Source organism: Enterobacter sp. SGAir0187, assembly GCF_002952735.2.
Classification (GTDB): Bacteria; Pseudomonadota; Gammaproteobacteria; order Enterobacterales; family Enterobacteriaceae; genus Enterobacter; species Enterobacter quasiroggenkampii.
In genome coordinates, this window is sequence record NZ_CP025034.2 from 2151649 (window position 1) to 2173074 (window position 21426).

Below are 21426 nucleotides of genomic sequence, written 5' to 3' on the forward strand. Positions count from 1 at the left end.
GAATAGCTCATGACGGAAGCGCAACGGCATCAAATTCTCCTGGAACTCCTGGCGCAAACAGGGTTTATCACCGTCGAGAAAGTGATCGAACGTTTAGGGATCTCCCCGGCAACGGCGCGGCGAGACATCAACAAGCTGGATGAGAGCGGCAAGCTGAAAAAAGTCCGCAACGGCGCAGAAGCCATCAGCCAGCAGCGTCCACGCTGGTCGCCAATGAATATTCATCAGGCGCAAAATCATGATGAAAAAGTGCGGATCGCCAGAGCCGCGTCGCAGCTGGTGAACCCCGGTGAGAGCGTCGTGATCAACTGCGGCTCCACGGCATTTCTGCTGGGCCGTGAAATGTGCGGCAAGCCGGTGCAAATCATCACCAACTACTTACCGCTCGCTAACTATCTCATCGACCAGGAGCATGAGAGCGTGGTGATCATGGGCGGGCAGTACAATAAAAGCCAGTCCATCACCCTTAGCCCTCAGGACAGCGAAAACAGTCTCTATGCCGGGCACTGGATGTTTACCAGCGGCAAAGGCCTGACGGCAGATGGCCTGTATAAAACCGATATGCTGACCGCGATGGCGGAACAAAATATGCTCAACGTTGTGGGCAAGCTCGTTGTGCTGGTCGACAGCAGCAAAGTGGGCGAGCGCGCTGGCATGCTGTTCAGCCGTGCCGAACAGATCGACATGGTGATCACCGGCAAAGGCGCCAACCCTGAGATCATCCAGAAGCTGGAAGATCAGGGCGTAAAAGTGCTGCGCGTTTAAAGGTGCTGGCGGAAAAACGCCACCGTAGCGTCCAGCGCCGTGGGCGTGATGCGGTGGCGAACGCCCGCTTCCCACAGACAGGTGAGATTACCGTCCAGGCCTGCATTCATTAACGCCTGCTGTAGTCGGAAGGTTCCCTCAGGCGGGACCACATCATCCGCGTCGCCGTGCCACAGCAGCAGCGGGCGATCCGCCAGGCGCGGCAATGCCCGGGTCACGTCCCACTCTTCGAGCGTCGCGGTGATTTCCGCTAAATCCTGAGGGGGAAAGAGCGTCTTCGCCAGCGACGTAAAATAGCCCGAGCCCATCAGGCAGGCGACCGATTTCACTTCCGGATGATGCGTCATAATCCCCAGCGCCGTCATACCGCCCATCGACGCCCCGGCCACGGCCAGACGATTCTCAGCCACCAGCCCTGCCTCATAAAGCGCATCGCGCAACCCGGCAAACTCGGTCAGACTCCCGTGCAGAATGTGCCAGAACTGCCCAAGGCGCGCCTGTTCGTTACCCATAAAGCGGGCGCCGTGGTCAGGCGCATCCGGCATCACCACGCGAAAACCCACCTGCGCCAGCGCAACCGCAAAATAACTGTAAACCAGCTTCGATGAGGTAAACCCATGATAAAAAACCACAACAGGCAGCGGTTTATCACGTTTACCCGCTGGCATAGCGTGTAAAATTTCATGGTCGCCGAGGTGGCGTATTTCAATTTCAATCATTGTCGACCCTGTACGAATGTATGATTCATAATGTTGAGAACTGGGTTACGCTTTCACATCATTTTCATTCGAAATATACGTCCCAGATAACACTTCGGGAACATTCCCCCAAAACTAAATTCACAGACAACTACACTATGGCTATCAGGAAACGAGATATGGTTATGCGCAGGTTTGCTGCTTTAGTGCTGGTGTTTCTGCTCAGTGGCTGTAGCGCGCTGCAGGGAACGCCGCAACCCGCTCCACCGGTCGCCGATCATCCGCAGGAGATTCATCGTAATCAGACGGAAGGATTACAACGAATGGGCACCGTCTCCGCGCTGGTTCGCGGCTCTCCGGATGACGCAGAAGCGGCAATAAAAGCACAGGCCGTCGCCGCCAAAGCAGATTATTACGTCATCATTATGATCGACGAAACCATCATAACGGGACAGTGGTATTCACAGGCCATTTTGTACCGTAAATAATGGTTTACCTTTGAACGAGATTTACACTGCTTTGCGTCCATAGACATTTTCCTGTCCACAATAAACTCCATGCCCGCGTCAATGGAAGGGAGTTTATTTGCGAAGGATTGCCCGGCGGATACCGGAGATATGTGAAATGGAGCTGACGATGAAACGAACTCTTGCTTTGACCTCTCTGTTGCTCTCAGCAGGCCTGGTGAGCACCACTGCGCAGTCAGCAGAATTCGCCAGTGCTGACTGTGTAACTGGCCTGAATGAAATTGGCCAGATCTCCGTGAATAATATCTCGGGGAGCCCGCAAGACGTTGAACGCGTTGTGGCATTAAAGGCCGATGAGCAGGGTGCTTCATGGTATCGCATCATCCAGATGCAGGAAGATAACCATATCGACCACTGGCGGGTACAGGCCATTCTCTACGTGTAATATCCCTCCTGATAAAAGCCACTTATTTTTAGTGGCTTTTCGCTTTTGCAAATTTTTTATCTAATAAAAAACCAACCAATAACAACAAAATAACATTTTGTTACATTAATTCAGTAAACGTAATCCCCTCTCTGCCGTTGAAGAACCATACCTTTTCAATGATGAGCAATTTATGATCAACGTTTTTCGCCGTGCAGGCCTGGGAGCGAAGCTGTCGCTGCTTACGGGCGTCAGTGTCGCCACGCTGTTTCTGCTTTTCACTTTTCTGCTCAGTCAAAAAGCCAGCCAGCAGCTTGAAGCCCTTGCGGTAGAAGACCTGCATAATCAGTCTACCGGCATGGTCGACATGGTGCAGATGTTTAACACCAGCCTGAGTGAAGAGGTTGAGAGTTATACCCGGCTGTTTACTACCTTTTTACCGCAGCCACTGAATAGTGATCCTTCCCAACCCCAGACGATCAACGGGCTCAGCGTCCCGCTTCTGAAAGGCGGCGACACCGGGCTACATGAAAATAACACCCTGTCGGACGACTTCCTGAACCGTACGGGAGCCATCTCGACGCTGTTTGTACGCAGCGGAAACGACTTTGTTCGCGTAGCGACCTCCCTGCGCAAAGAGAATGGCGAGCGGGCGATGGGTACCGTGCTGGATGCCTCCAGTCCGGCCTTTGCCGCCGTCAACAGAGGGGAAGTCTACCGCGGACTGGCGCTGCTGTTTGGCAAACGCTACATCACCCAGTATCAGCCCGTAAAAAACGCCGAAGGACAGGTCATTGCGATCGTCTTTGTCGGGGTGGACATCACTCACTCCTGGAACGTCATGCGCGAGAAAATTCTCAACCGCCGCCTGGGTGAGAGCGGTCACTTCTTCGTGCTGGATCGCAGCAACGGCAAAACGCGCGGGCAATACCTTTTCCATGCCGGTGAAGAGGGGCAGCTGCCGAAGTGGGACGACGCGACGCAGCAGCAGCTTCTGGGTGACAAGCCCGGCACGCTGGAACGCGTAAGCGACGACGGCCGCACGCTGAAAATGGCGTATACCCCGCTGCCAGGCTGGAACTGGACTATTGTCGGCGAAGTGGATAAATCGGTGCTGCTCTCAAGCGTTACCGCCATGCGCGATCGTTTCCTGCTGGCCGGCGTGGTCTTATCTATCCTGTTTGCTGGTCTGTTCGTGGTCATTATTCGCCGCGTGCTGACCCGACCGCTGCGCAATGTGATCCATCTTGCCCGGCAATATGCCGCAGGGGATCTCCGTTCCAGCCTGCCCGTGACGCGCCAGGACGAAGTCGGCCAGCTGATCGACGCCATCAACGGCATCGGTGGCGGCCTGCAAAAAATTGTCCTGCAGGTCCGCGAGGCCGCAGGCGAGATCCATTTGGGCACCAACGCGCTGGCCGCCGACACTGGCGAGATTTCAGAGCAGATCAACAAGCAGGCCAGCAGCGTGGAAGAGACCTCCGCCAGCATGGAGCAGCTGGCCGCCACCGTGCAGCAAAATGCCGCCAATATGGAGCAAACGCAGCAGCTGGTGGGTGAAACCTCGCTCGCGGTGCATCAGGGCGGTGAGACGGTCACCCACGCGGTGTCGACGATGGACGACATTCGCGAAGCGTCAAAACGCATCGAAGACATCACGCGCGTGATTGAGTCCATCGCTTTCCAGACCAATATCCTGGCGCTGAATGCGGCAGTGGAAGCGGCCCGCGCGGGCGAGCACGGGAAAGGGTTTGCGGTGGTCGCGCAGGAAGTTCGCGCCCTGGCAGGACGCAGCGCTAACGCGGTGAAGGAGATTGAACAGCTTATTGGCGATACGCTCAGGAAAGTGAGTGAGGGCCATGCGCTGTCTGAAAAGACGCGCCTGGCGATGGATGACATCATCATTCATATCGATAACATCAGCCAGTTGGTCACCGAGATTAACCATGCTTCACGCGAGCAGTCCGCCGGGATTGGCCAGGTGAATCTTGCCATGACCCACATTGGCGAAGCGTCGCATATCAATGCCGATCGTATCTCACGCAGCGAACAAACGGCTCAAACGCTGCGCGAGAAGGGATCACATCTGGCCCAGCTGGTAAGTCTGTTCCAGCTAAAAGACTAACCGACTCTGCCCGTCGCACGCAGCAGCAGGTCATTTTGCACCTGCTCGCTCATCAGCGTGCCGCCACGGGTATCCAGCATCATGCGGCACCACGCCTGCGCCACCGGGGGCGATGCGTGCCGCAGCATTTCGCTCCCGGCACCCAGCAGGAAAAGCTGCTGCGCAATTTCCCGCCCCTGCGCCTCCTGCGGTTTACGCAGTTTTTGCTGAAGCTGTCGCCAGCTGCGGTCGAAGTGTCTGTCCTGCCCTTTGACCTGTGCAAACTCATCGGCAAGCAGATCGTGAATACCCGGCTGCTTCGCCAGCACGCGCAGCACGTCCAGGCACATGATGTTGCCGGACCCTTCCCAGATGCTGTTCACCGGCATCTCGCGATACAGGCGGGGAAGTTCGCTCTCCTCGCAGTACCCGACTCCGCCCAGCACCTCCATCGCTTCAGCCACAAACGGGATACCCGCTTTGCACACGCTAAATTTCGCGGCCGGGGTAAACAGCCGCGCCCATGCCGCCTCCTGCGGATCCGCGCGTTTATCCCACGCCCGCGCCAGGCGGAACAGCAGCGCCGTTTGCCCCTCCAGCACCAGCGCCATCCGGCTTAGCACTTCGCGCATGAGCGGCTGATCGATAAGATTTTTGCCGAAGGTCTGGCGCTGATGCGCATGGTACAGCGCCACGGACAGCGCACGGCGCATCAGTCCGTGGCTACCCAGCGCGCAGTCAAAGCGCGTCAGCCCGCCCATTTTGAGGATCTGCCGTACCCCTTCGCCCTCTTCCCCCAGCAGCCAGCCGGAGGCATCCAGGAACTCCACCTCGCTGCTGGCGTTGGAGCGGTTCCCGAGCTTGTCCTTGAGGCGCTCCAGCCGGACGGCGTTGCGCTGTCCGTCAGGCAAAAAGCGCGGCACAAAAAAGCAGGATAGCCCGCCTTTCGCCTGGGCCAGCACCAGGTGTGCATCGCTTTGCGGGACGGAGAAAAACCATTTATGCCCCACCAGCCGGTAGCTGCCGTCGCCACATTTTTCCGCTTTGGTGGTGTTGCTCAGCACGTCTGAGCCGCCCTGCTTTTCCGTCATCCCCATACCGATCAGCAGGCCGCGCTTTTGCGCGCCGGGGGCCAGATGCGGATCGTAGCGATCGCTGAGTAGCGGCGTCAGCCAGTCGTGAAATATTTTGGGAAGCGCCTGCTGCAGCAGCGGCGTGGCGGCAAACGTCATGGTGACCGGGCAAAGCGTGCCCGCTTCCACCTGAGCATGAAGCACAAAGCGTGCGGCCCGCGCGACAAACGACCCTTTACGCGCCTCCTCTTCCCAGGCCAGGTTATGTACCCGATTGGCACATAGCCCCTGCATCAGCAGGTGCCATGCCGGGTGAAAGCGGACGTCATCCAGTCGCTCTCCGGTGGCGTCATAGCGAAGCAACTCCGGCGGATTCACGTTCGCCAGCCTGCCCAGCTCCAGCGACTCTGCGGTGCCTAACTGCTGTCCTATGCTGGCGAGCAGCTCGATATCCCACTCGGCACCCTCGCGCGAAACGGCGTCACGCAGCGCGCAGTCCGAGAGAAAAAGGTTGCTGTTAGAGAGTGGTGCGGGTTGATTGAAAACGGTATGGGTCTGCCAGTGCATACTGTCTTCCTCCTTCAGTGGCAATGACGATAAGTATGGACAGACCGCGCATACGCTGCATGGGAGGGGAGTCACACGTTCACGATCCCGCTGATATCATTCGTGAAATAGCTCACAGAATATAAGAATAAACTATTTCATGACTCCGCTTTTGTTGAATAATTTATTCTTACCCTTTCAGTGAGGATCGTTATGCAACCGGATGCGCACAAGCGAGCATTAATTGCCGGCTCCATTGGTAACTTTATCGAGTGGTATGAGTTTGCGGTCTATGGTTTTCTGGCGACCGTCATTGCGAAGAACTTCTTCCAGCTTGAAGGAGAAGCGGGGCTTACCAGCCTGATCCTCACCTACGCCTCATTCGCCATCGCCTTCTTCTTCCGTCCGCTGGGTGCGGTGGTGTTTGGACGCATCGGCGACCGAATTGGCCGTAAGCCGACGCTCATTATTGTGCTGGTGCTGATGACGCTCGCTACCGCCGCCATCGGCATTGTGCCGGTCTACGCCAGCATCGGGATTGCCGCACCGCTGATCGTTACGCTGCTGCGCATCCTGCAGGGGCTGTTCGCGGGGGGTGAGTACGGCGGTGCGGTCTCGCTGATGACGGAGTTTGCTCCGCGCGGCAAGCGCGGGCTCTATGGCGCGTGGCAATCCTTTACCGTAGCGCTGGGGCTGTTAGCGGGTGCAGGCATCGTGGCGCTGCTCTCTGCCCTCCTCACGCCTGAGGCCCTGCACGACTGGGGCTGGCGTATTCCTTTCTTCCTGGCGCTGCCCATGGGCGCTGTTGCGCTGTGGCTTCGCGTCAGCATGGAGGAAACACCCAGCTTTGTGCAGCAGCAGGACAAACCGGCTGTCGCTCAGGCGGACATTGCCGCCACGCTCAGGGCCATCGTGATGGGGATTGGCCGCGTGATGGTCTGGTCTGCGGCGGGGTATACCTACCTGGTGATTATGCCGACCTATCTGCAGTCGGCGCTGCACACCGGGTTTAACCAGGCGCTGCTGATCGCGGTGATTTCGAACGTTGGGTTTGCGCTGACCATCATTCCGTCGGGGATCCTGAGCGATAGGATCGGGCGTCGCACGGTCATGATTATCGCCACCGCGCTGCTTCTGATCCTCGCCCTGCCGCTGCTGAAACTTCTGCAGGCGGAGTCCAGCACGCTGGCGGTGAAAGCGATAGTGGTACTGATTGCGGGCGGTCTGGTGGGCATGCTGGCAGGGCCGGGCCCGGCGATGCTCTCTGAGATGTTCCCGACCCGCGTGCGCTATACGGGGCTGGGGCTGGCCTACTCGTTATCGAACGCGATTTTCTCGGGATGCGCAGGGTTAATCATAACCGGGCTGATTAAGCAGACGGGCAACCTCGATATTCCGGCGTACTACGTGATGGCAACGGCGGTGGTGAGTATTTTCGCGCTGATGACACTGAGGAAGGATGACCATTTGCGGTCGTTAGAGGAGTGAGGTTGTTTTGCCGGGTGGCGCTTACCCGGCCTACAAAACCGTAGGCCCTGTAAGCGAAGCGCCACCGGGCGAAAATCAGCTACGCTGACGCACCGCTTCAAACAGGCAGATGCCCGTCGCAACAGACACGTTCAGGGAGGACACGCTGCCCGCCATCGGGATGCTGATCAGCTCGTCGCAGTGCTCGCGGGTCAGACGACGCATGCCTTCGCCTTCCGCACCCATCACCAGCGCCAGGCGGCCGGTCATTTTGCTCTGGTACAGAGTATGGTCCGCTTCACCGGCAGTACCGACGATCCAGATGTTCTCTTCCTGCAGCAGACGCATGGTGCGCGCCAGGTTGGTCACGCGGATCAGCGGAACGTTTTCCGCCGCGCCGCAGGCCACTTTCTTCGCCGTCGCGTTCAGCTGCGCGGAGCGATCTTTCGGCACGATCACCGCATGCACGCCCGCCGCATCCGCGCTGCGCAGACACGCGCCGAGGTTATGCGGATCGGTAACACCATCGAGGATCAGGAAGAATGGATTCTCCAGCCCAGCGATCAGATCCGGCAGATCGTTCTCCTGATACTGACGGCCCGGCTTCACGCGGGCAATAATGCCCTGGTGCACCGCCCCGTCACTTTTTTCATCCAGGAACTGGCGGTTCGCCAGCTGGATCACCACGCCCTGCGCTTCCAGAGCGTGGATCAGCGGCATCAGACGTTTGTCTTCACGCCCTTTCAGAATAAACACTTCCTGAAAACGCTCCGGTGCGCGCTCGAGAAGGGCCTGCACCGCGTGGATGCCGTAAATCATTTCACTCATTGATGGTTCTCGTAATAAGTATTTCCCCTCTCCCGGTTGGGGAGAGGGTTAGGGTGAGGGGAGAATTTACTCCGCCTGCTTTTTCTTAGCCGCGCGCTTCGCTTTGGTGGCGGCCGCTATTTTCTGTGTCTTCGCGGAAGGTTTCTTCGCTGAACGGGCTTCTTTCTTCGCCGCCTTCGGCTTCTGCTTCTTCTCGCCGCGGAACGCGCTGTCCGGCTCGAAGTTCACCTTCTTACCGGCCTGACGGCGCTTGCCGCTCGTTTTGCCGTTTCCGCCTTTTTTCGCTCTTTCGCGCTCGGTTTTACCGACGTTACGCGGGGCGCGCTCGCTGGAGATCAGGCTGAAGTCGATTTTACGGTCGTCCATATTCACGGCCTCAACCTTCACTTCCACGCGGTCGCCCAGACGATAGGTCTGGCCGCCAGACTCGCCAATCAGGCGCTGACCGACCTGGTCGAAGCGGTAGTAGTCGTTGTCCAGACTGGAGACGTGCACCAGACCGTCGATAAACAGCTCGTCCAGACGAACGAAGAAACCAAAGCCGGTCACGCTGGCAATCACGCCTTTAAAGACGTTACCTACCTGGTCCAGCATAAAGTCACACTTCAGCCAGTCCGCCACGTCGCGGGTGGCCTCATCGGCACGGCGTTCGGTCATGGAGCAGTGCTGACCCAGCTGCAGCATCTCTTCCATCGAATAGTGGTAGCCACCGGTTTCGGTGGTGTTCCCTTTATGTCCCTGCTCCTGCGCCAGCAGATACTTGATTGCACGGTGCAGAGAGAGGTCAGGATAACGACGGATCGGCGACGTAAAGTGGGCGTAAGACTGCAGCGCAAGGCCGAAGTGACCGCGGTTTTCCGGATCGTAAATCGCCTGCTTCATTGAGCGCAGCAGCATCGTCTGCAGCATTTCTGCATCAGGACGATCGCTAATGGATTCCAGCAGCTCGGCGTAATCGCGCGGCTCTGGCTTGTTGCCGCCCGGCAGCTCCAGGCCCAGTTCGGCCAGCACGGAGCGGAACGCGGTGATGGCTTCCGTCGACGGTTTATCGTGAATACGGAACAGCGCCGGTTCTTTGGCTTTCTCAACGAAGCGTGCCGCCGAGATGTTCGCCAGAATCATACACTCTTCGATCAGCTTGTGCGCATCGTTACGCTGGGTCTGTTCGATCCGCTCAATGCGGCGCTCGGCGTTGAAGATAAACTTCGCCTCTTCGCTCTCAAACGAGATCCCGCCGCGCTCTTCGCGCGCCTGATCCAGCGTTTTGTAGAGGTTATGCAGCTCTTCGATGTGTTTGACCAGCGGCGCGTACTGTTCGCGCAGATCCTGGTCGCCCTGCAGCATATGCCAGACCTTGGTATAGGTCAGACGCGCATGCGAGCTCATCACCGCTTCGTAGAACTTGTAACCGGTTAAGCGCCCTTTGTTGGAGATGGTCATCTCACACACCATACAGAGGCGGTCAACCTGCGGGTTCAGGGAGCACAGACCGTTAGAGAGCACTTCCGGCAGCATCGGTACAACCTGCGACGGGAAGTAGACCGAGGTACCGCGGCTGCGCGCTTCGTTATCCAGCGGGGTATGCGGACGAACATAGTAGCTTACGTCTGCAATCGCTACCCACAGACGCCAGCCGCCACCGCGTTTTTTCTCGCAGTAGACGGCGTCATCAAAGTCGCGAGCGTCTTCACCGTCGATCGTGACCAGCGGCAGGGAGCGGAGATCCACGCGGCCCACTTTGGATTCTTCCGGCACTTCTTCACGCAGGCTTTCGATCTGCTCTTCAACCGCTTTCGGCCAGATGTACGGAATTTCGTGGGTGCGCAGCGCCATATCAACGGCCATGCCGGTGCCCATGTTATCGCCCAGCACTTCGACGATTTTACCTACCGCTTTGGTGCGACGGGTTGGGCGCTGGGTGAGTTCCACTACCACCACAAAGCCCATGCGGGCGCCCATCACCTCTTCAGGTGGGATCAGGATGTCGAAGCTCAGACGGCTGTCGTCAGGCACCACGAACCCCACGCCCGCGTCGGTAAAGTAGCGGCCGACAATCTGGCTGGTTTTTGGCACCAGAACGCGCACGACGCGCGCTTCGCGGCGGCCTTTACGGTCGGCGCCCAGCGGCTGCGCCAGAATTTGGTCGCCGTGGATGCACATTTTCATCTGTTCGGATGAGAGGTAAAGGTCGTCCTTACGGCCTTCCACGCGCAGGAAGCCAAAGCCATCGCGGTGACCAATGACGGTCCCTTTCAGCAGATCGAGGCGTTCCGGCAGCGCGTAGCACTGGCGGCGGGTAAAGACCAGTTGCCCGTCACGCTCCATCGCGCGCAGGCGGCGGCGAAGGGCTTCAATTTGCTCTTCACCTTCAATATTTAATTCAACGGCAAGTTCTTCACGATTGGCGGGTTTTTCGCGTTTTGTTAAGTGTTCAATGATGAACTCGCGGCTGGGGATAGGATTCGCGTATTTTTCGGCTTCGCGTTCCTGGAAAGGATCGTGTGACATGTCGGTTCCTCCGTTGTCAGCTCCGGTGGAAATTTTCTTCATTCCACCAGCAATAATTTATAAAGCGGTTGATTCTCTTCAACCAAATCGGCCAGCGTGTAGTTATCCAGTTCCATGAGAAAACTTTGCACGGCCTTAGAAAGCGCCTGTTTCAGGCGGCAAGCGGGCGTGATGTGGCAGAACTCGCTGCTGCAGTTCACCAGAGAGAGCGGCTCCAGTTCACGTACCACATCGCCAACACGAATACTCTGTGCCGGTTTACCAAGACGGATCCCACCATTCTTCCCGCGGACGGCAGCAACGTATCCGGCACGACTAAGTTGATTGATTATTTTGACCATATGATTACGGGATACGCCGTAGACCTCTGTAACTTCAGAGATACTGGTCATTTTCCCATCGGGTAACGACGCCATGTAGATCAGCGCGCGTAAGCCGTAATCGGTGAAACTTGTTAACTGCACATCAACCTCAGGAAAAAGGGAAATCGCGGACAAACCGCAGAGATATTCATTAATGATGATAAACCAGCCAGATAGTTAGCGGCTAATTTATTTGACAGACGGGGCGAAAAAGCGGAGATCCAGGAGCGGTCGCCGGATGGCGCTACGCTTATCCGGCCTACGGGTCTCCCCGCAGGCCAGCAGTCACGAAGATTATGCGTCGAACGGGTCGCGCAGGATCATCGTTTCAGTACGATCCGGGCCGGTAGAAATAATATCGATCGGCACTTCGGTCAGTTCTTCAATACGCTTGATGTAATCCAGCGCCGCCTGCGGCAGGCCGCTACGCTCTTTCACACCGAAAGTGGTCTCAGACCAGCCCGGCATGGTTTCGTAGATTGGCTCAATGCCTTCCCAGTCGTCAGCAGCCAGCGGAGTGGTGGTCACTTCGCGGCCATCTGGCATACGGTAGCCTACGCAGATTTTCACTTCTTTCAGGCCGTCCAGTACGTCCAGCTTGGTCAGGCAGAAGCCAGACAGGGAGTTGATCTGCACTGCACGACGCACGGCAACCGCATCCAGCCAGCCGGTACGACGACGACGACCGGTGGTCGCGCCAAACTCGTTACCCTGCTTGCACAGGAACTCGCCGGTTTCATCAAACAGTTCGGTCGGGAATGGACCTGCACCCACGCGAGTGGAGTACGCTTTGATGATACCCAGAACGTAATCCACATAACGTGGACCCAGGCCAGAGCCGGTCGCCACGCCACCCGCAGTGGTGTTAGAGGAGGTGACGTACGGATAGGTACCGTGGTCGATGTCCAGCAGCGTACCCTGCGCACCTTCGAACATGACGAAATCGCCACGCTTGCGCGCCTGGTCCAGCAGATCGGATACATCAACAACCATACCGGTCAGAATATCTGCAATCGCCATGACGTCATCCAGCACTTTCTGGTAGTCAACAGCGTCAGCTTTGTAGAAGTTCACCAACTGGAAGTTGTGATATTCCATCACTTCTTTCAGTTTTTCAGCGAAGGTCGCTTTGTCGAAGAGGTCGCCCACGCGCAGACCGCGACGTGCAACTTTATCTTCGTAAGCCGGGCCGATACCACGACCGGTGGTGCCGATCGCTTTCGCGCCACGCGCTTTTTCACGCGCAACGTCCAGCGCCACGTGATAATCCAGGATCAGCGGGCAGGCTTCGGAGAGCAGCAGACGCTCACGAACAGGGATACCACGGTCTTCCAGACCTTTCATCTCTTTCATCAGCGCCGCTGGAGACAGCACAACGCCGTTACCGATGATGCTGGTGACGTTTTCGCGAAGAATGCCTGATGGAATAAGATGGAGGACGGTTTTTTCACCGTTGATTACGAGAGTATGGCCTGCGTTGTGACCACCCTGGTAGCGCACAACATATTTAGCCCGTTCAGTCAGAAGATCAACAATCTTCCCTTTACCTTCGTCACCCCATTGGGTGCCCAGTACGACGACGTTGTTACCCATTTTTTTCAAAATCACCGTTTGCTTAAAAATGGATTCTACCATCGCTTTTTCAGATATACAGCACTTTTTGACCTCAAAATACGCCAATTGCGGCTAGTTTTTGATCAGCCAATCGTTTTCCTCAACATGTAGTAGATCACGATGCCAGCAACCACAAGACCGCCGCCAAAACGACGTAAAATATTATCCGGCAGTTGGCTCATCGTGGCGATCATTCGACGCCAGGCGCGTGGATAGAGCATCGGTCCCAGACCTTCCAGCACCAGGACCAGGGCCAGCGCGAGCCAGATCGTTGAATTCATTTTTGTTCCTTATAAAAGAAAACCACCGCTCCGTGGGGAGCGGTGGTTTGAATACTCAAACGAGCCTGAGTTTATCGCGTTGCGTTAGTCGGCGTCTTCATATAACGGAAGAAATCGCTGTCCGGGCTGAGCACCATCACATCCTGGTTGCTCTGGAAGCTATTCTCGTAAGCACGCAGGCTACGGATAAAGGCATAGAAGTCAGGATCCTGGCTGAAGGCATCAGCAAAGAGTTTCGCGGCTTCCGCATCACCTTCACCGCGCAGGATACGGCCCTGGCGCTCAGATTCCGCCAGCGTCTTGGCCACTTCGTAGTCCGCAGCAGCACGCAGTTTCTCCGCCTCTTCCTGGCCCTGTGAACGGTGACGACGGGCGACCGCTTCACGCTCGGCGCGCATACGGTTGTAAATCGCCTCGGACACTTCCACCGGCAGGTTGATCTGCTTGATACGCACGTCCACCACTTCGATACCCAGCGCAGCCATACTGTTCGGGTTGATCACCGGCACTTTACCGTTGGTTTCTGCCTGAACGCGTTCAGCCGCTTTGGCAATTGCATCGTCAGCTGCTGGCGTTGAAACTTCATCTTCCGTGCCCGCGGTGCCGGAGTTCAGCGCATCGCGAACTTCCAGGGTCAGACGCCCACGGGAGTCGGTCACGATGTCTTTCACATCCAGACGACCAATCTCGGAACGAAGACGGTCAGAGAACTTACGTTTCAGCAGCACTTCCGCCTGAGAAACGTCACCGCCGCCCGTTGCCAGGAAGTAACGGCTGAAATCACTGATGCGCCATTTGATATAGGAATCAACGATCAGGTCTTTCTTCTCTTTGGTCACGAAACGGTCAGCCTGGTTATCCATGGTCTGGATACGCGCATCCAGCGTTTTCACAGACTGAATGAACGGCACCTTGAAGTGCAGGCCCGGTTCGTAAATGACCGGACGTTTGTCGCCATCACGCACGACGCTGCTGAACTGGAACTTGATCCCACGCTCGCCCTCTTTCACCACAAAGATCGAGGTATAAAGCACGACCAGTACGATGACGATGATCGCAATAACTGACTTACGCATCCTTATTCCCCCTGACGCTGGTAGTCGTTACGCTGCGCGTTAGCACGGCGTTGGTCCATAATGTCACCATCGTTCGAAGAAGGCGTTGTGTTCGTGCTGGCGCTGCCCGTTGAGGATGGCGGCAGACGCAGCAGGTTGTTCGCACCGCTGTTATCTTTTGCTGCCGGAGCAGAACCGCCTTTCAGCATCTGATCCAGCGGCAGCACCATCAGGTTTCCGCCTTTACTGTCGTTAACCAACACTTTGCGGGTGTGGCTCAGCACTTTTTCCATGGTCTCGATATAGAGACGCTCACGGGTAATTTCCGGCGCCGCTTTATATTCCGGCAGGATCTTCGCAAAGCGAGCCACTTCACCCTGTGCTTCCAGGATGGTCTGGGTCTTATACGCACGCGCTTCTTCCAGAATACGCTGCGCCTGACCGTTAGCACGCGGCTGAACTTCGTTGGTATACGCTTCTGCTTCACGGATGTACTGCTGTTCGTTTTCACGTGCAGCAATCGCATCGTCAAAGGCCGCTTTTACCTCTTCCGGCGGACGGGCAGCCTGGAAGTTGACGTCCAGCAGGGTAATACCCATGTTATACGGACGAATGGTCTCTTCCAGCTCACGCTGGGTATCGCTACGAATAACGGTACGACCTTCGGTCAGAATGCGGTCCATGGTGTATTTACCGATCACGCCACGCAGGGCGCTGTCGGTCGCCTGACGCAGGCTGTCATCGGCGCTGGTCACGCTAAACAGATAACGCTCAGGATCGGTTACGCGGTACTGCACGTTCATCTCAACGCGCACGACGTTTTCGTCAGAGGTCAGCATCACGCCGGAGGCGGCCAGTTCACGGACGGATTCCACGTTGACCGCAGTCACGTCGTCAATGAAGGTCGGTTTCCAGTTCAGGCCCGGCTCAACCAGATGGCTGAATTTACCGAAGCGGGTCACCACACCGCGTTCCGCTTCTTTAATGGTGTAGAACCCGGTAGCAGCCCAGATGATTACCACTGCAGCGGCAACAATGCCCACTACGCGGCCACCCATTTGCGGGCGCGGCCCCTGGGTGGAATTTCCACCTGAGCCAGAACCTTTACCTCCGCCAAGACCACCAAGCTTTTTGCTCAGCTTGCGGAAAATATCATCCAGATCCGGCGGCCCCTGCTCGCGACCACCTTTGTTGCCATTTCCCCCAGAGTTGCCGCCTTGATTATTGCTGCTTCCCCACGGGTCGCGGTCCTGTCCGTTATTACCGGGCTGATTCCACGCCATGTATATGCTCCATATTTGTTATGCAAGGGCGAATTATTCAGGCATCCCCTTTCTGATCAGACGATATAGTCGACCAGCGCAGGTTCTTGTTTACAGAGGCGACGCCAGTCAACGATCGGCATACGCACCTGCATCCCCACGCTGCCGTCATCCTCCATCCACTCTTTTTCTATCGCCTGAAGCTGATAAAACCGGCTGCGCAGCCTGCCTTCCTGTGGCGGCAGTCGCAGCGTGTGCTGAGCTACCTCACCGGAAAGACGTTCTGTCAAAGCCTGGAAAAGCAGTGGCACACCAATACCGGTCTGGGCAGAAAGCCAGACCCGAATCGGTTTGTTCTCTTCATCTCTGTCGATACGCGGTTCGAAATCGTCCAGCATATCGATCTTGTTCATGACCAACAGCGTGGGAATTTCGTGGGCGTCGATCTCTTCGAGCACCACGTTTACCGCGTCGATGTTCTCCTGCACGCGCACGTCTGCCGCATCAATCACGTGCAGCAGCAGCGTCGCCTGTCGCGTCTCCTGCAGGGTGGCCTTGAATGCCGCCACCAGGTCATGCGGCAGGTGACGGATAAACCCTACGGTATCCGCCAGCACCGTTTCACCGACGTCCGCGACGTCAATACGGCGCAGCGTAGGGTCCAGGGTCGCAAACAGCTGGTCTGCGGCATACACCTGGGCCTCGGTTATCTGGTTAAACAGGGTGGATTTACCGGCGTTGGTATACCCCACCAGCGACACCGTCGGGATGTCGGCTTTGGTTCGTGCCCGGCGCCCCTGCTCACGCTGTTTCTCAACCCTTTCCAGACGTGAGAGGATCTGGGTAATTCGGCCACGCAGCAAACGACGGTCGGTTTCGAGCTGGGTTTCACCCGGGCCGCGCAAACCAATCCCGCCTTTTTGTCTTTCAAGGTGGGTCCAGCCACGCACCAGACGCGTTGCCAGATGGCGTAGCTGCGCCAGCTCAACCTGCAGTTTCCCTTCGTGGGTACGTGCACGCTGAGCAAAAATGTCTAAAATCAATCCCGTGCGATCGATAACACGGCATTCGCAGAGAGCTTCCAGGTTGCGCTCCTGGGCTGGAGACAGCGCATGATCAAACAACACGACTGACGCGCCGGTTGCTTTTACGGCATCCGCAATTTCGACTGCTTTACCTTCACCAACAAAATACTTTGGGTGCGGCGCTTTACGGCTACCGGTAATCACCTGCATTGCTTCGACACCGGCGGAAGAGACCAGAGATTCAAACTCCTGGAGGTCTTCCATATCTTTGTCTTGCGAAAAATAGATGTGTACCAGCACCGCCTGCTCACCGGCATCATAACGGTCAAACAAGCGTAAACCTCTCTAAAAAGATCAGCGGGGAACGCAGGATCCCTGGCTCCCCGTGTGGATAACAGTGCGAAACCTTATTCGGTCTCGTCGCTGTCCTGCGCTGGCGTTGAAGAACCCTGCGCGTTGCTGCCATGATGGTAGTTACTCCCTGTGCCGCCGCCAGCGTTATTGCTGTGATGAGATACCGGACGGGACGGAACAACAGTAGAAATAGCGTGCTTGTAGACCATCTGACTGACTGTGTTTTTCAACAGAATCACGAACTGATCGAAAGACTCAATCTGACCTTGCAGCTTAATACCATTCACCAAATAAATAGAAACTGGAACACGTTCCCGACGCAATGCGTTCAGGAACGGATCTTGTAAAGATTGCCCCTTAGCCATTCTATCTTTTCCTTATATGCTTGTTTTGTACTTAGAACCTTGCGATTCTGAAAAATTGCGCACGATACGTCTCAATTGTACACATTCAGTGAGCGATATCACCAACAACCTCAATCACGTCGTTTAACGCCTGTTGTGGTTTTTCACTGTCTAACCAGTGAACCCCTTCCCAACCGCGCAACCAGGTGATCTGGCGCTTCGCTAACTGTCTCGTGGCGCAAACACCTCGATAAACCATTTCATCGTATGAAATCTCACCTTCAAGATATGACCACATCTGGCGGTATCCCACACAACGAATGGAAGGCATGTCCGTATGCAAATCTCCACGGGCAAATAACGCCCGCACTTCTGCTTCAAAATCTGAAGCTAACATCTGATGAAAACGCTGCTCAATTCGCTGATGGAGCAGTTCACGGCTCGCCGGGGCGATGGCGAACTGATGCACCTGATACGGCAGAGCGTCTCCTGACGTTTGCGTCAGTTCCGTTAAAGTTTTACCCGAAATGAAAAAAACTTCCAGTGCCCGGGAAAGCCTTTGCGGATCATTTGGATGGATCCGTGCTGCGGCAACCGGATCAATCTCCGCCAGTTGCTGATGCAAAACGTCCCAACCCTGCTCTGCCGCCTGCTGCTCAATTTTCGCTCTTACTTCCGGGTCCGCGGATGGCAGAGGTGATAACCCCTCCAGCAGCGCCTTGAAGTAGAGCATGGTTCCGCCAACCAACAGCGGTATACGCCCCGCCGCCGTTATCTCGGCCATCTCGGCTAAAGCATCCCGGCGAAAATCCGCTGCGGAGTAAGCCTGAGCCGGGTCGAGTATATCCAGCAAACGGTGCGGCGCCGCACGCAGCTCTTCTGCGCCAGGCTTCGCCGTGCCGATGTCCATCCCCCGATAAATGAGGGCGGAGTCGACGCTAATCAACTCTACAGGCAAAACTTTACGCAACTCAATGGCGAGCGCCGTTTTGCCGGAGGCCGTTGGGCCCATTAAAAAAATTGCCTTAGGCAGGCTCGCCTTACTTACATCAATCATGTTTCAGGGCGTTCATCGCCGTTTGTAAATCAACAGGTTGTAATAATCCACCCGGCGGCGTTTTCACCAGATGCGGACAGAGGCGTTCCACCTCCGCCAGCACGCTAATGGCCTGTGCCATACTCCACGGCGTGTGTTCGCTTGCCAGATGACGGGCGATCCACTGCGCGGTGTTAGCGGCATCAAACGCTGTTTGCTGCGCCAGGTAGCCTATCAGTTCAGGAATCAAGTTTTGTAAATTTTGTTGGCGTAAGGGTAAAGGCACTGCACGAATTGTCACATGTTGCGGTTCGAGCACAGTTTCAATCCCCATCTGCGCCAGCTGCGCCTCGGCGCGCTGCAATACCCTTGTTTCATCAGGGGATATTTTCAGGCGAACCGGAATTAGCAACGGCTGCGCACAGGCGGCATTTTCGCCCGGCGTGAGTTGCACCTGCTTAAGCCAGCGTTCGGCCACCGGCAGTGCCAGAAGCATCAATTTACCGTCACGCTCCAGCAACGCCATATCCGGCGCGATGATCGTCAGCACACGACCAAAACTCTGGCTGTGGCCGTCCAGAGAAGGCTGAGGCGCCGGAATGGATGTTTGACGCTCCACGGCCGGCGTTTCCAGCAGTTTGCGGTACAACGCGCCCTGCTGCTTTTGATAGCCGGGCTGGACATTCGGGTAATTGGCACCCGTTGGACGCGGTGCGCCCCCGGCGGAGGAAAAGCGCGGCGCTTCCGGTTCACGCGCGACGGCGGGCTCCGCAAAATGGTTGCGGCCCGCCGCGACGCGGTTTTCCGGGATTGGGCGTGGCGCCGGTTCTGCGTGTTCCAGCGGCAACGACGTTTCAACCTGCTGCTGCAGCACGCTCAGCACGCCCTGATAGATAAAATCATGCACCAGTCGCGACTGGTGGAACCGTACTTCGTGCTTGGCAGGATGAACGTTCACATCCACTTGATGCGGGTCGATGTCCAGATAAAGCACGAAAGCAGGCTGCTGATCGGCCCCGAGCTTGTCTTCGCAGGCCTGGCGAATGGCGTGATTGATGAGACGGTCGCGCATCATGCGGCCGTTGACGTAGCAATACTGGATCTCCGCAAACGCAGCACTGCTCGCGTTTGGATCGGCAACCCAGCCGCGCAGCGCCAGATCGCCGTGCTGCCACTCAATGGCCAGGGCCTGTTCAAGGAACGGCGTACCGCAGATCGCCCCCAAACGGCGCTCTTTCTGTCCACCTTCTGCCACCGCGCGATACTGGCGCATCACCTTGCCGTTGTGGCTGAGGTTGATGGTGACATCGAATCGCGCCAGTGCGATACGCCGGATGATCTCGTCGATATGGCCGAACTCGGTCTTCTCAGTTCGCATAAACTTGCGTCGGGCGGGGGTGTTGTAGAAGAGATCTAATACTTCTAGCGTCGTGCCGACAGGGTGCGCTGCGGGTTTCACCGTCACGTCCATATCGCGCCCTTCGGCGTAAGCCTGCCAGGCTTCCTGCTGTTCGGCGGTACGGGAGGTCAGCGTTAAGCGCGAAACCGAACTGATACTCGCCAGCGCTTCACCGCGAAAGCCGAGGCTAATAATCGCTTCCAGGTCATCCAGAGAGGCAATTTTACTGGTGGCGTGACGGGCCAGCGCCAGCGCCAGCTCCTCTTTTTTTATGCCACAGCCGTTATCGCGAATGCGGATAAGCTTCGCGCCACCGCGCTCGATATCAATATCAATACGGGTCGCGCCCGCATCGAGGCTGTTTTCCACCAGCTCCTTCACGACCGACGCAGGGCGTTCCACCACCTCACCGGCGGCGATTTGGTTCGCAAGCTGCGGCGGCAGAACCTGAATCGGCATGAATTCTCCTTAGTTGGTCGCGGTCATCTCACCCGGCAGCGCTGCGCTGGCCGTCTGGCCTGCGCCACTCTGTGGCGCAGACTGCAGCGGATGGGCATCAAAGTATTTACGCAGACCGTTATAAATCGCTTCGGCAATTTGCTGCTGATAGCTGTCGCTTCCCAGCAGACGCTCTTCGCCGTTGTTACTGATAAAGCCCGTCTCTACGAGGATGGACGGGATATCTGGCGAGCGCAGAACGCCGAGGCTGGCATGTTCAGGACGACGCTTATGCAGCACGCCAATACTTTGCAGCTGGTTCAATACGTTAGTGGCGACATCATACCCGACGCGCTGAGAATGACCGAATTGTAAATCCAGCACCGCCTGGCTGAGATACGGGTCTGACTGGCTGTTTGCCAGCACATCGCCCGCGCCGCCCAACAGTTCGGACTGCTTCTCATGCTCTTCCAGCCAGTTGGCCATTTCGCTGTTGGCGCGACGGTTCGAGAGTACCCATACCGAGGCGCCGGTCGCGTTACGGTTTGGCGCAGCATCCGCGTGGATGGAGACCAGGAAGTTCGCATTCTGCTTACGTGCGACGTCCGACCGCCCCATCACCGAAATGAAGTAATCCCCGTCGCGGGTCAACACGCCTTTGAACATAGGGTCGTCGTTGAGCAGCGCACGCAGCTTACGGGCAATGGCGATGGTGACATTTTTCTCTTGCGTTCCCCCTGGGCCAATCGCACCCGGGTCCTGTCCACCGTGACCCGCATCGATGGCAATAATCACTTTGTCACCGCTGGCCGCTGCACGGCGCGCACTCGCTGCCGGACGCGTTACCGTATTGCTGCTGGTTGCCGCAGTGATGCGATCGTTCTGCGATTTAAACGGATTACGCGCAGGTTCAGCAGGACGCGGCGTATACACCGGTTCTTCGACGCGTTTCGCAACGACCGGCGGCGGTGGAGGCGGTGGCGGGACATCGGCATTGATGGTAAAGACAACCGTATAGTTCGCCCCGTTTTGCTGCTTCACCGCCTTCGTTTTGCCCTTTTCGGTCAGATCGACCACCAGGCGTAACGACTGGCTATCCTGCGGCGTACCCGAACGGATACTTTTCACCAGGTTGTTGCCGCTGAACTGCAGCGGGAGTCCCTGGATCACGCCTGTCTGTTTGATATCCAGCGCCACGCTGTGGCTGTCTGGCTGTGAAAACGCATACTCAGGATCGCCCATAAAGCTGAACGTGATCCGGGCCTGGCTTTCGCCGTTCGATACCTGAATATCTGAGAGGTTTGCCGCCCCGGCCTGCGCACACAGCAGCACGGTGGCAGCCAACAACCAACCTTTAACGCGATTTATCATCCCGT

19 protein-coding genes are annotated in these 21426 nt (G+C 56.9%); 5 read left to right on the top strand and 14 right to left on the bottom strand.

Annotation, left to right across the window (positions count from 1 at the left end):
* The first annotated feature begins 9 nt into the window (after positions 1-9).
* The gene (ulaR, locus tag CWR52_RS10285) at positions 10-765 is read left to right on the top strand and encodes an HTH-type transcriptional regulator UlaR (protein ID WP_104949592.1); all 756 of its coding nucleotides are present in this window, start codon (positions 10-12) and stop codon (positions 763-765) included.
* Here the strand turns inward: ulaR and yjfP are convergent.
* Positions 762-1484, bottom strand: a complete 723-nt coding sequence (gene yjfP, locus CWR52_RS10290; RefSeq protein ID WP_104949593.1) for an esterase — start codon at positions 1482-1484, stop codon at positions 762-764. The genes ulaR and yjfP overlap by 4 nt on opposite strands.
* A gap of 137 nt (positions 1485-1621) precedes the next feature.
* Between yjfP and bsmA the strand changes: the two genes are divergently transcribed.
* The 3 genes from bsmA to CWR52_RS10305 all read left to right on the top strand — a co-directional run bounded on the left by bsmA (position 1622) and on the right by CWR52_RS10305 (position 4479).
* Positions 1622-1951 carry a biofilm peroxide resistance protein BsmA gene (bsmA, locus tag CWR52_RS10295; protein WP_104949594.1) on the top strand — a complete coding sequence of 110 codons (330 nt, stop codon included), beginning with the start codon at positions 1622-1624 and terminating at the stop codon, positions 1949-1951.
* A 136-nt stretch (positions 1952-2087) separates the two neighbouring features.
* Positions 2088-2375 (top strand): DUF1471 family protease activator YjfN, encoded by a 288-nt coding sequence (gene yjfN / locus CWR52_RS10300; RefSeq protein ID WP_021240708.1) that lies wholly within the window; start codon positions 2088-2090, stop codon positions 2373-2375.
* A 172-nt stretch (positions 2376-2547) separates the two neighbouring features.
* Positions 2548-4479 (top strand): methyl-accepting chemotaxis protein, encoded by a 1932-nt coding sequence (locus tag CWR52_RS10305; RefSeq protein ID WP_104949595.1) that lies wholly within the window; start codon positions 2548-2550, stop codon positions 4477-4479.
* Here the strand turns inward: CWR52_RS10305 and CWR52_RS10310 are convergent.
* On the bottom strand, positions 4476-6098 hold the full coding sequence (locus CWR52_RS10310; protein ID WP_104949596.1) for an isovaleryl-CoA dehydrogenase: 1623 nt from the start codon (positions 6096-6098) through the stop codon (positions 4476-4478). The genes CWR52_RS10305 and CWR52_RS10310 overlap by 4 nt on opposite strands.
* A gap of 192 nt (positions 6099-6290) precedes the next feature.
* Between CWR52_RS10310 and CWR52_RS10315 the strand changes: the two genes are divergently transcribed.
* Positions 6291-7565: an MFS transporter gene (locus CWR52_RS10315; protein WP_023326551.1), complete on the top strand. Its 1275-nt coding sequence runs from the start codon at positions 6291-6293 to the stop codon at positions 7563-7565.
* Between the two features lie 75 nt (positions 7566-7640).
* On the opposite strand, the gene rlmB is transcribed toward CWR52_RS10315, so the two are convergent.
* From rlmB to amiB, 12 genes are all read right to left on the bottom strand, one after another.
* Positions 7641-8372 carry a 23S rRNA (guanosine(2251)-2'-O)-methyltransferase RlmB gene (rlmB, locus tag CWR52_RS10320; protein WP_048225287.1) on the bottom strand — a complete coding sequence of 244 codons (732 nt, stop codon included), beginning with the start codon at positions 8370-8372 and terminating at the stop codon, positions 7641-7643.
* A 66-nt stretch (positions 8373-8438) separates the two neighbouring features.
* On the bottom strand, positions 8439-10880 hold the full coding sequence (gene rnr / locus CWR52_RS10325; RefSeq protein WP_048027861.1) for a ribonuclease R: 2442 nt from the start codon (positions 10878-10880) through the stop codon (positions 8439-8441).
* Between the two features lie 38 nt (positions 10881-10918).
* The gene (gene nsrR / locus CWR52_RS10330; RefSeq protein ID WP_010427492.1) at positions 10919-11344 is read right to left on the bottom strand and encodes a nitric oxide-sensing transcriptional repressor NsrR; all 426 of its coding nucleotides are present in this window, start codon (positions 11342-11344) and stop codon (positions 10919-10921) included.
* A gap of 192 nt (positions 11345-11536) precedes the next feature.
* Entirely contained in the window at positions 11537-12835 is a 1299-nt protein-coding gene (locus CWR52_RS10335) for an adenylosuccinate synthase (RefSeq protein WP_006178975.1), read from the bottom strand.
* Between the two features lie 104 nt (positions 12836-12939).
* Entirely contained in the window at positions 12940-13137 is a 198-nt protein-coding gene (locus CWR52_RS10340) for a DUF2065 domain-containing protein (protein ID WP_003855996.1), read from the bottom strand.
* Positions 13138-13208: 71 nt separating this feature from the next.
* The gene (hflC, locus tag CWR52_RS10345) at positions 13209-14213 is read right to left on the bottom strand and encodes a protease modulator HflC (protein WP_008502916.1); all 1005 of its coding nucleotides are present in this window, start codon (positions 14211-14213) and stop codon (positions 13209-13211) included.
* A gap of 2 nt (positions 14214-14215) precedes the next feature.
* Positions 14216-15475 (bottom strand): FtsH protease activity modulator HflK, encoded by a 1260-nt coding sequence (gene hflK / locus CWR52_RS10350; protein WP_045907965.1) that lies wholly within the window; start codon positions 15473-15475, stop codon positions 14216-14218.
* A 56-nt stretch (positions 15476-15531) separates the two neighbouring features.
* Positions 15532-16812: a ribosome rescue GTPase HflX gene (gene hflX / locus CWR52_RS10355; protein ID WP_023310136.1), complete on the bottom strand. Its 1281-nt coding sequence runs from the start codon at positions 16810-16812 to the stop codon at positions 15532-15534.
* Between the two features lie 74 nt (positions 16813-16886).
* Positions 16887-17198, bottom strand: a complete 312-nt coding sequence (gene hfq, locus CWR52_RS10360) for an RNA chaperone Hfq (RefSeq protein ID WP_008502919.1) — start codon at positions 17196-17198, stop codon at positions 16887-16889.
* An 85-nt stretch (positions 17199-17283) separates the two neighbouring features.
* The gene (gene miaA, locus CWR52_RS10365; protein ID WP_045907964.1) at positions 17284-18234 is read right to left on the bottom strand and encodes a tRNA (adenosine(37)-N6)-dimethylallyltransferase MiaA; all 951 of its coding nucleotides are present in this window, start codon (positions 18232-18234) and stop codon (positions 17284-17286) included.
* The gene (gene mutL / locus CWR52_RS10370; RefSeq protein WP_104949597.1) at positions 18227-20071 is read right to left on the bottom strand and encodes a DNA mismatch repair endonuclease MutL; all 1845 of its coding nucleotides are present in this window, start codon (positions 20069-20071) and stop codon (positions 18227-18229) included. Before mutL ends, miaA begins: the two co-directional genes overlap by 8 nt.
* Before the next feature lie 9 nt (positions 20072-20080).
* Complete coding sequence (amiB, locus tag CWR52_RS10375; protein WP_045907962.1) at positions 20081-21421, bottom strand: N-acetylmuramoyl-L-alanine amidase AmiB; 1341 nt, start codon at positions 21419-21421, stop codon at positions 20081-20083.
* Positions 21422-21426: the final 5 nt, after the last annotated feature.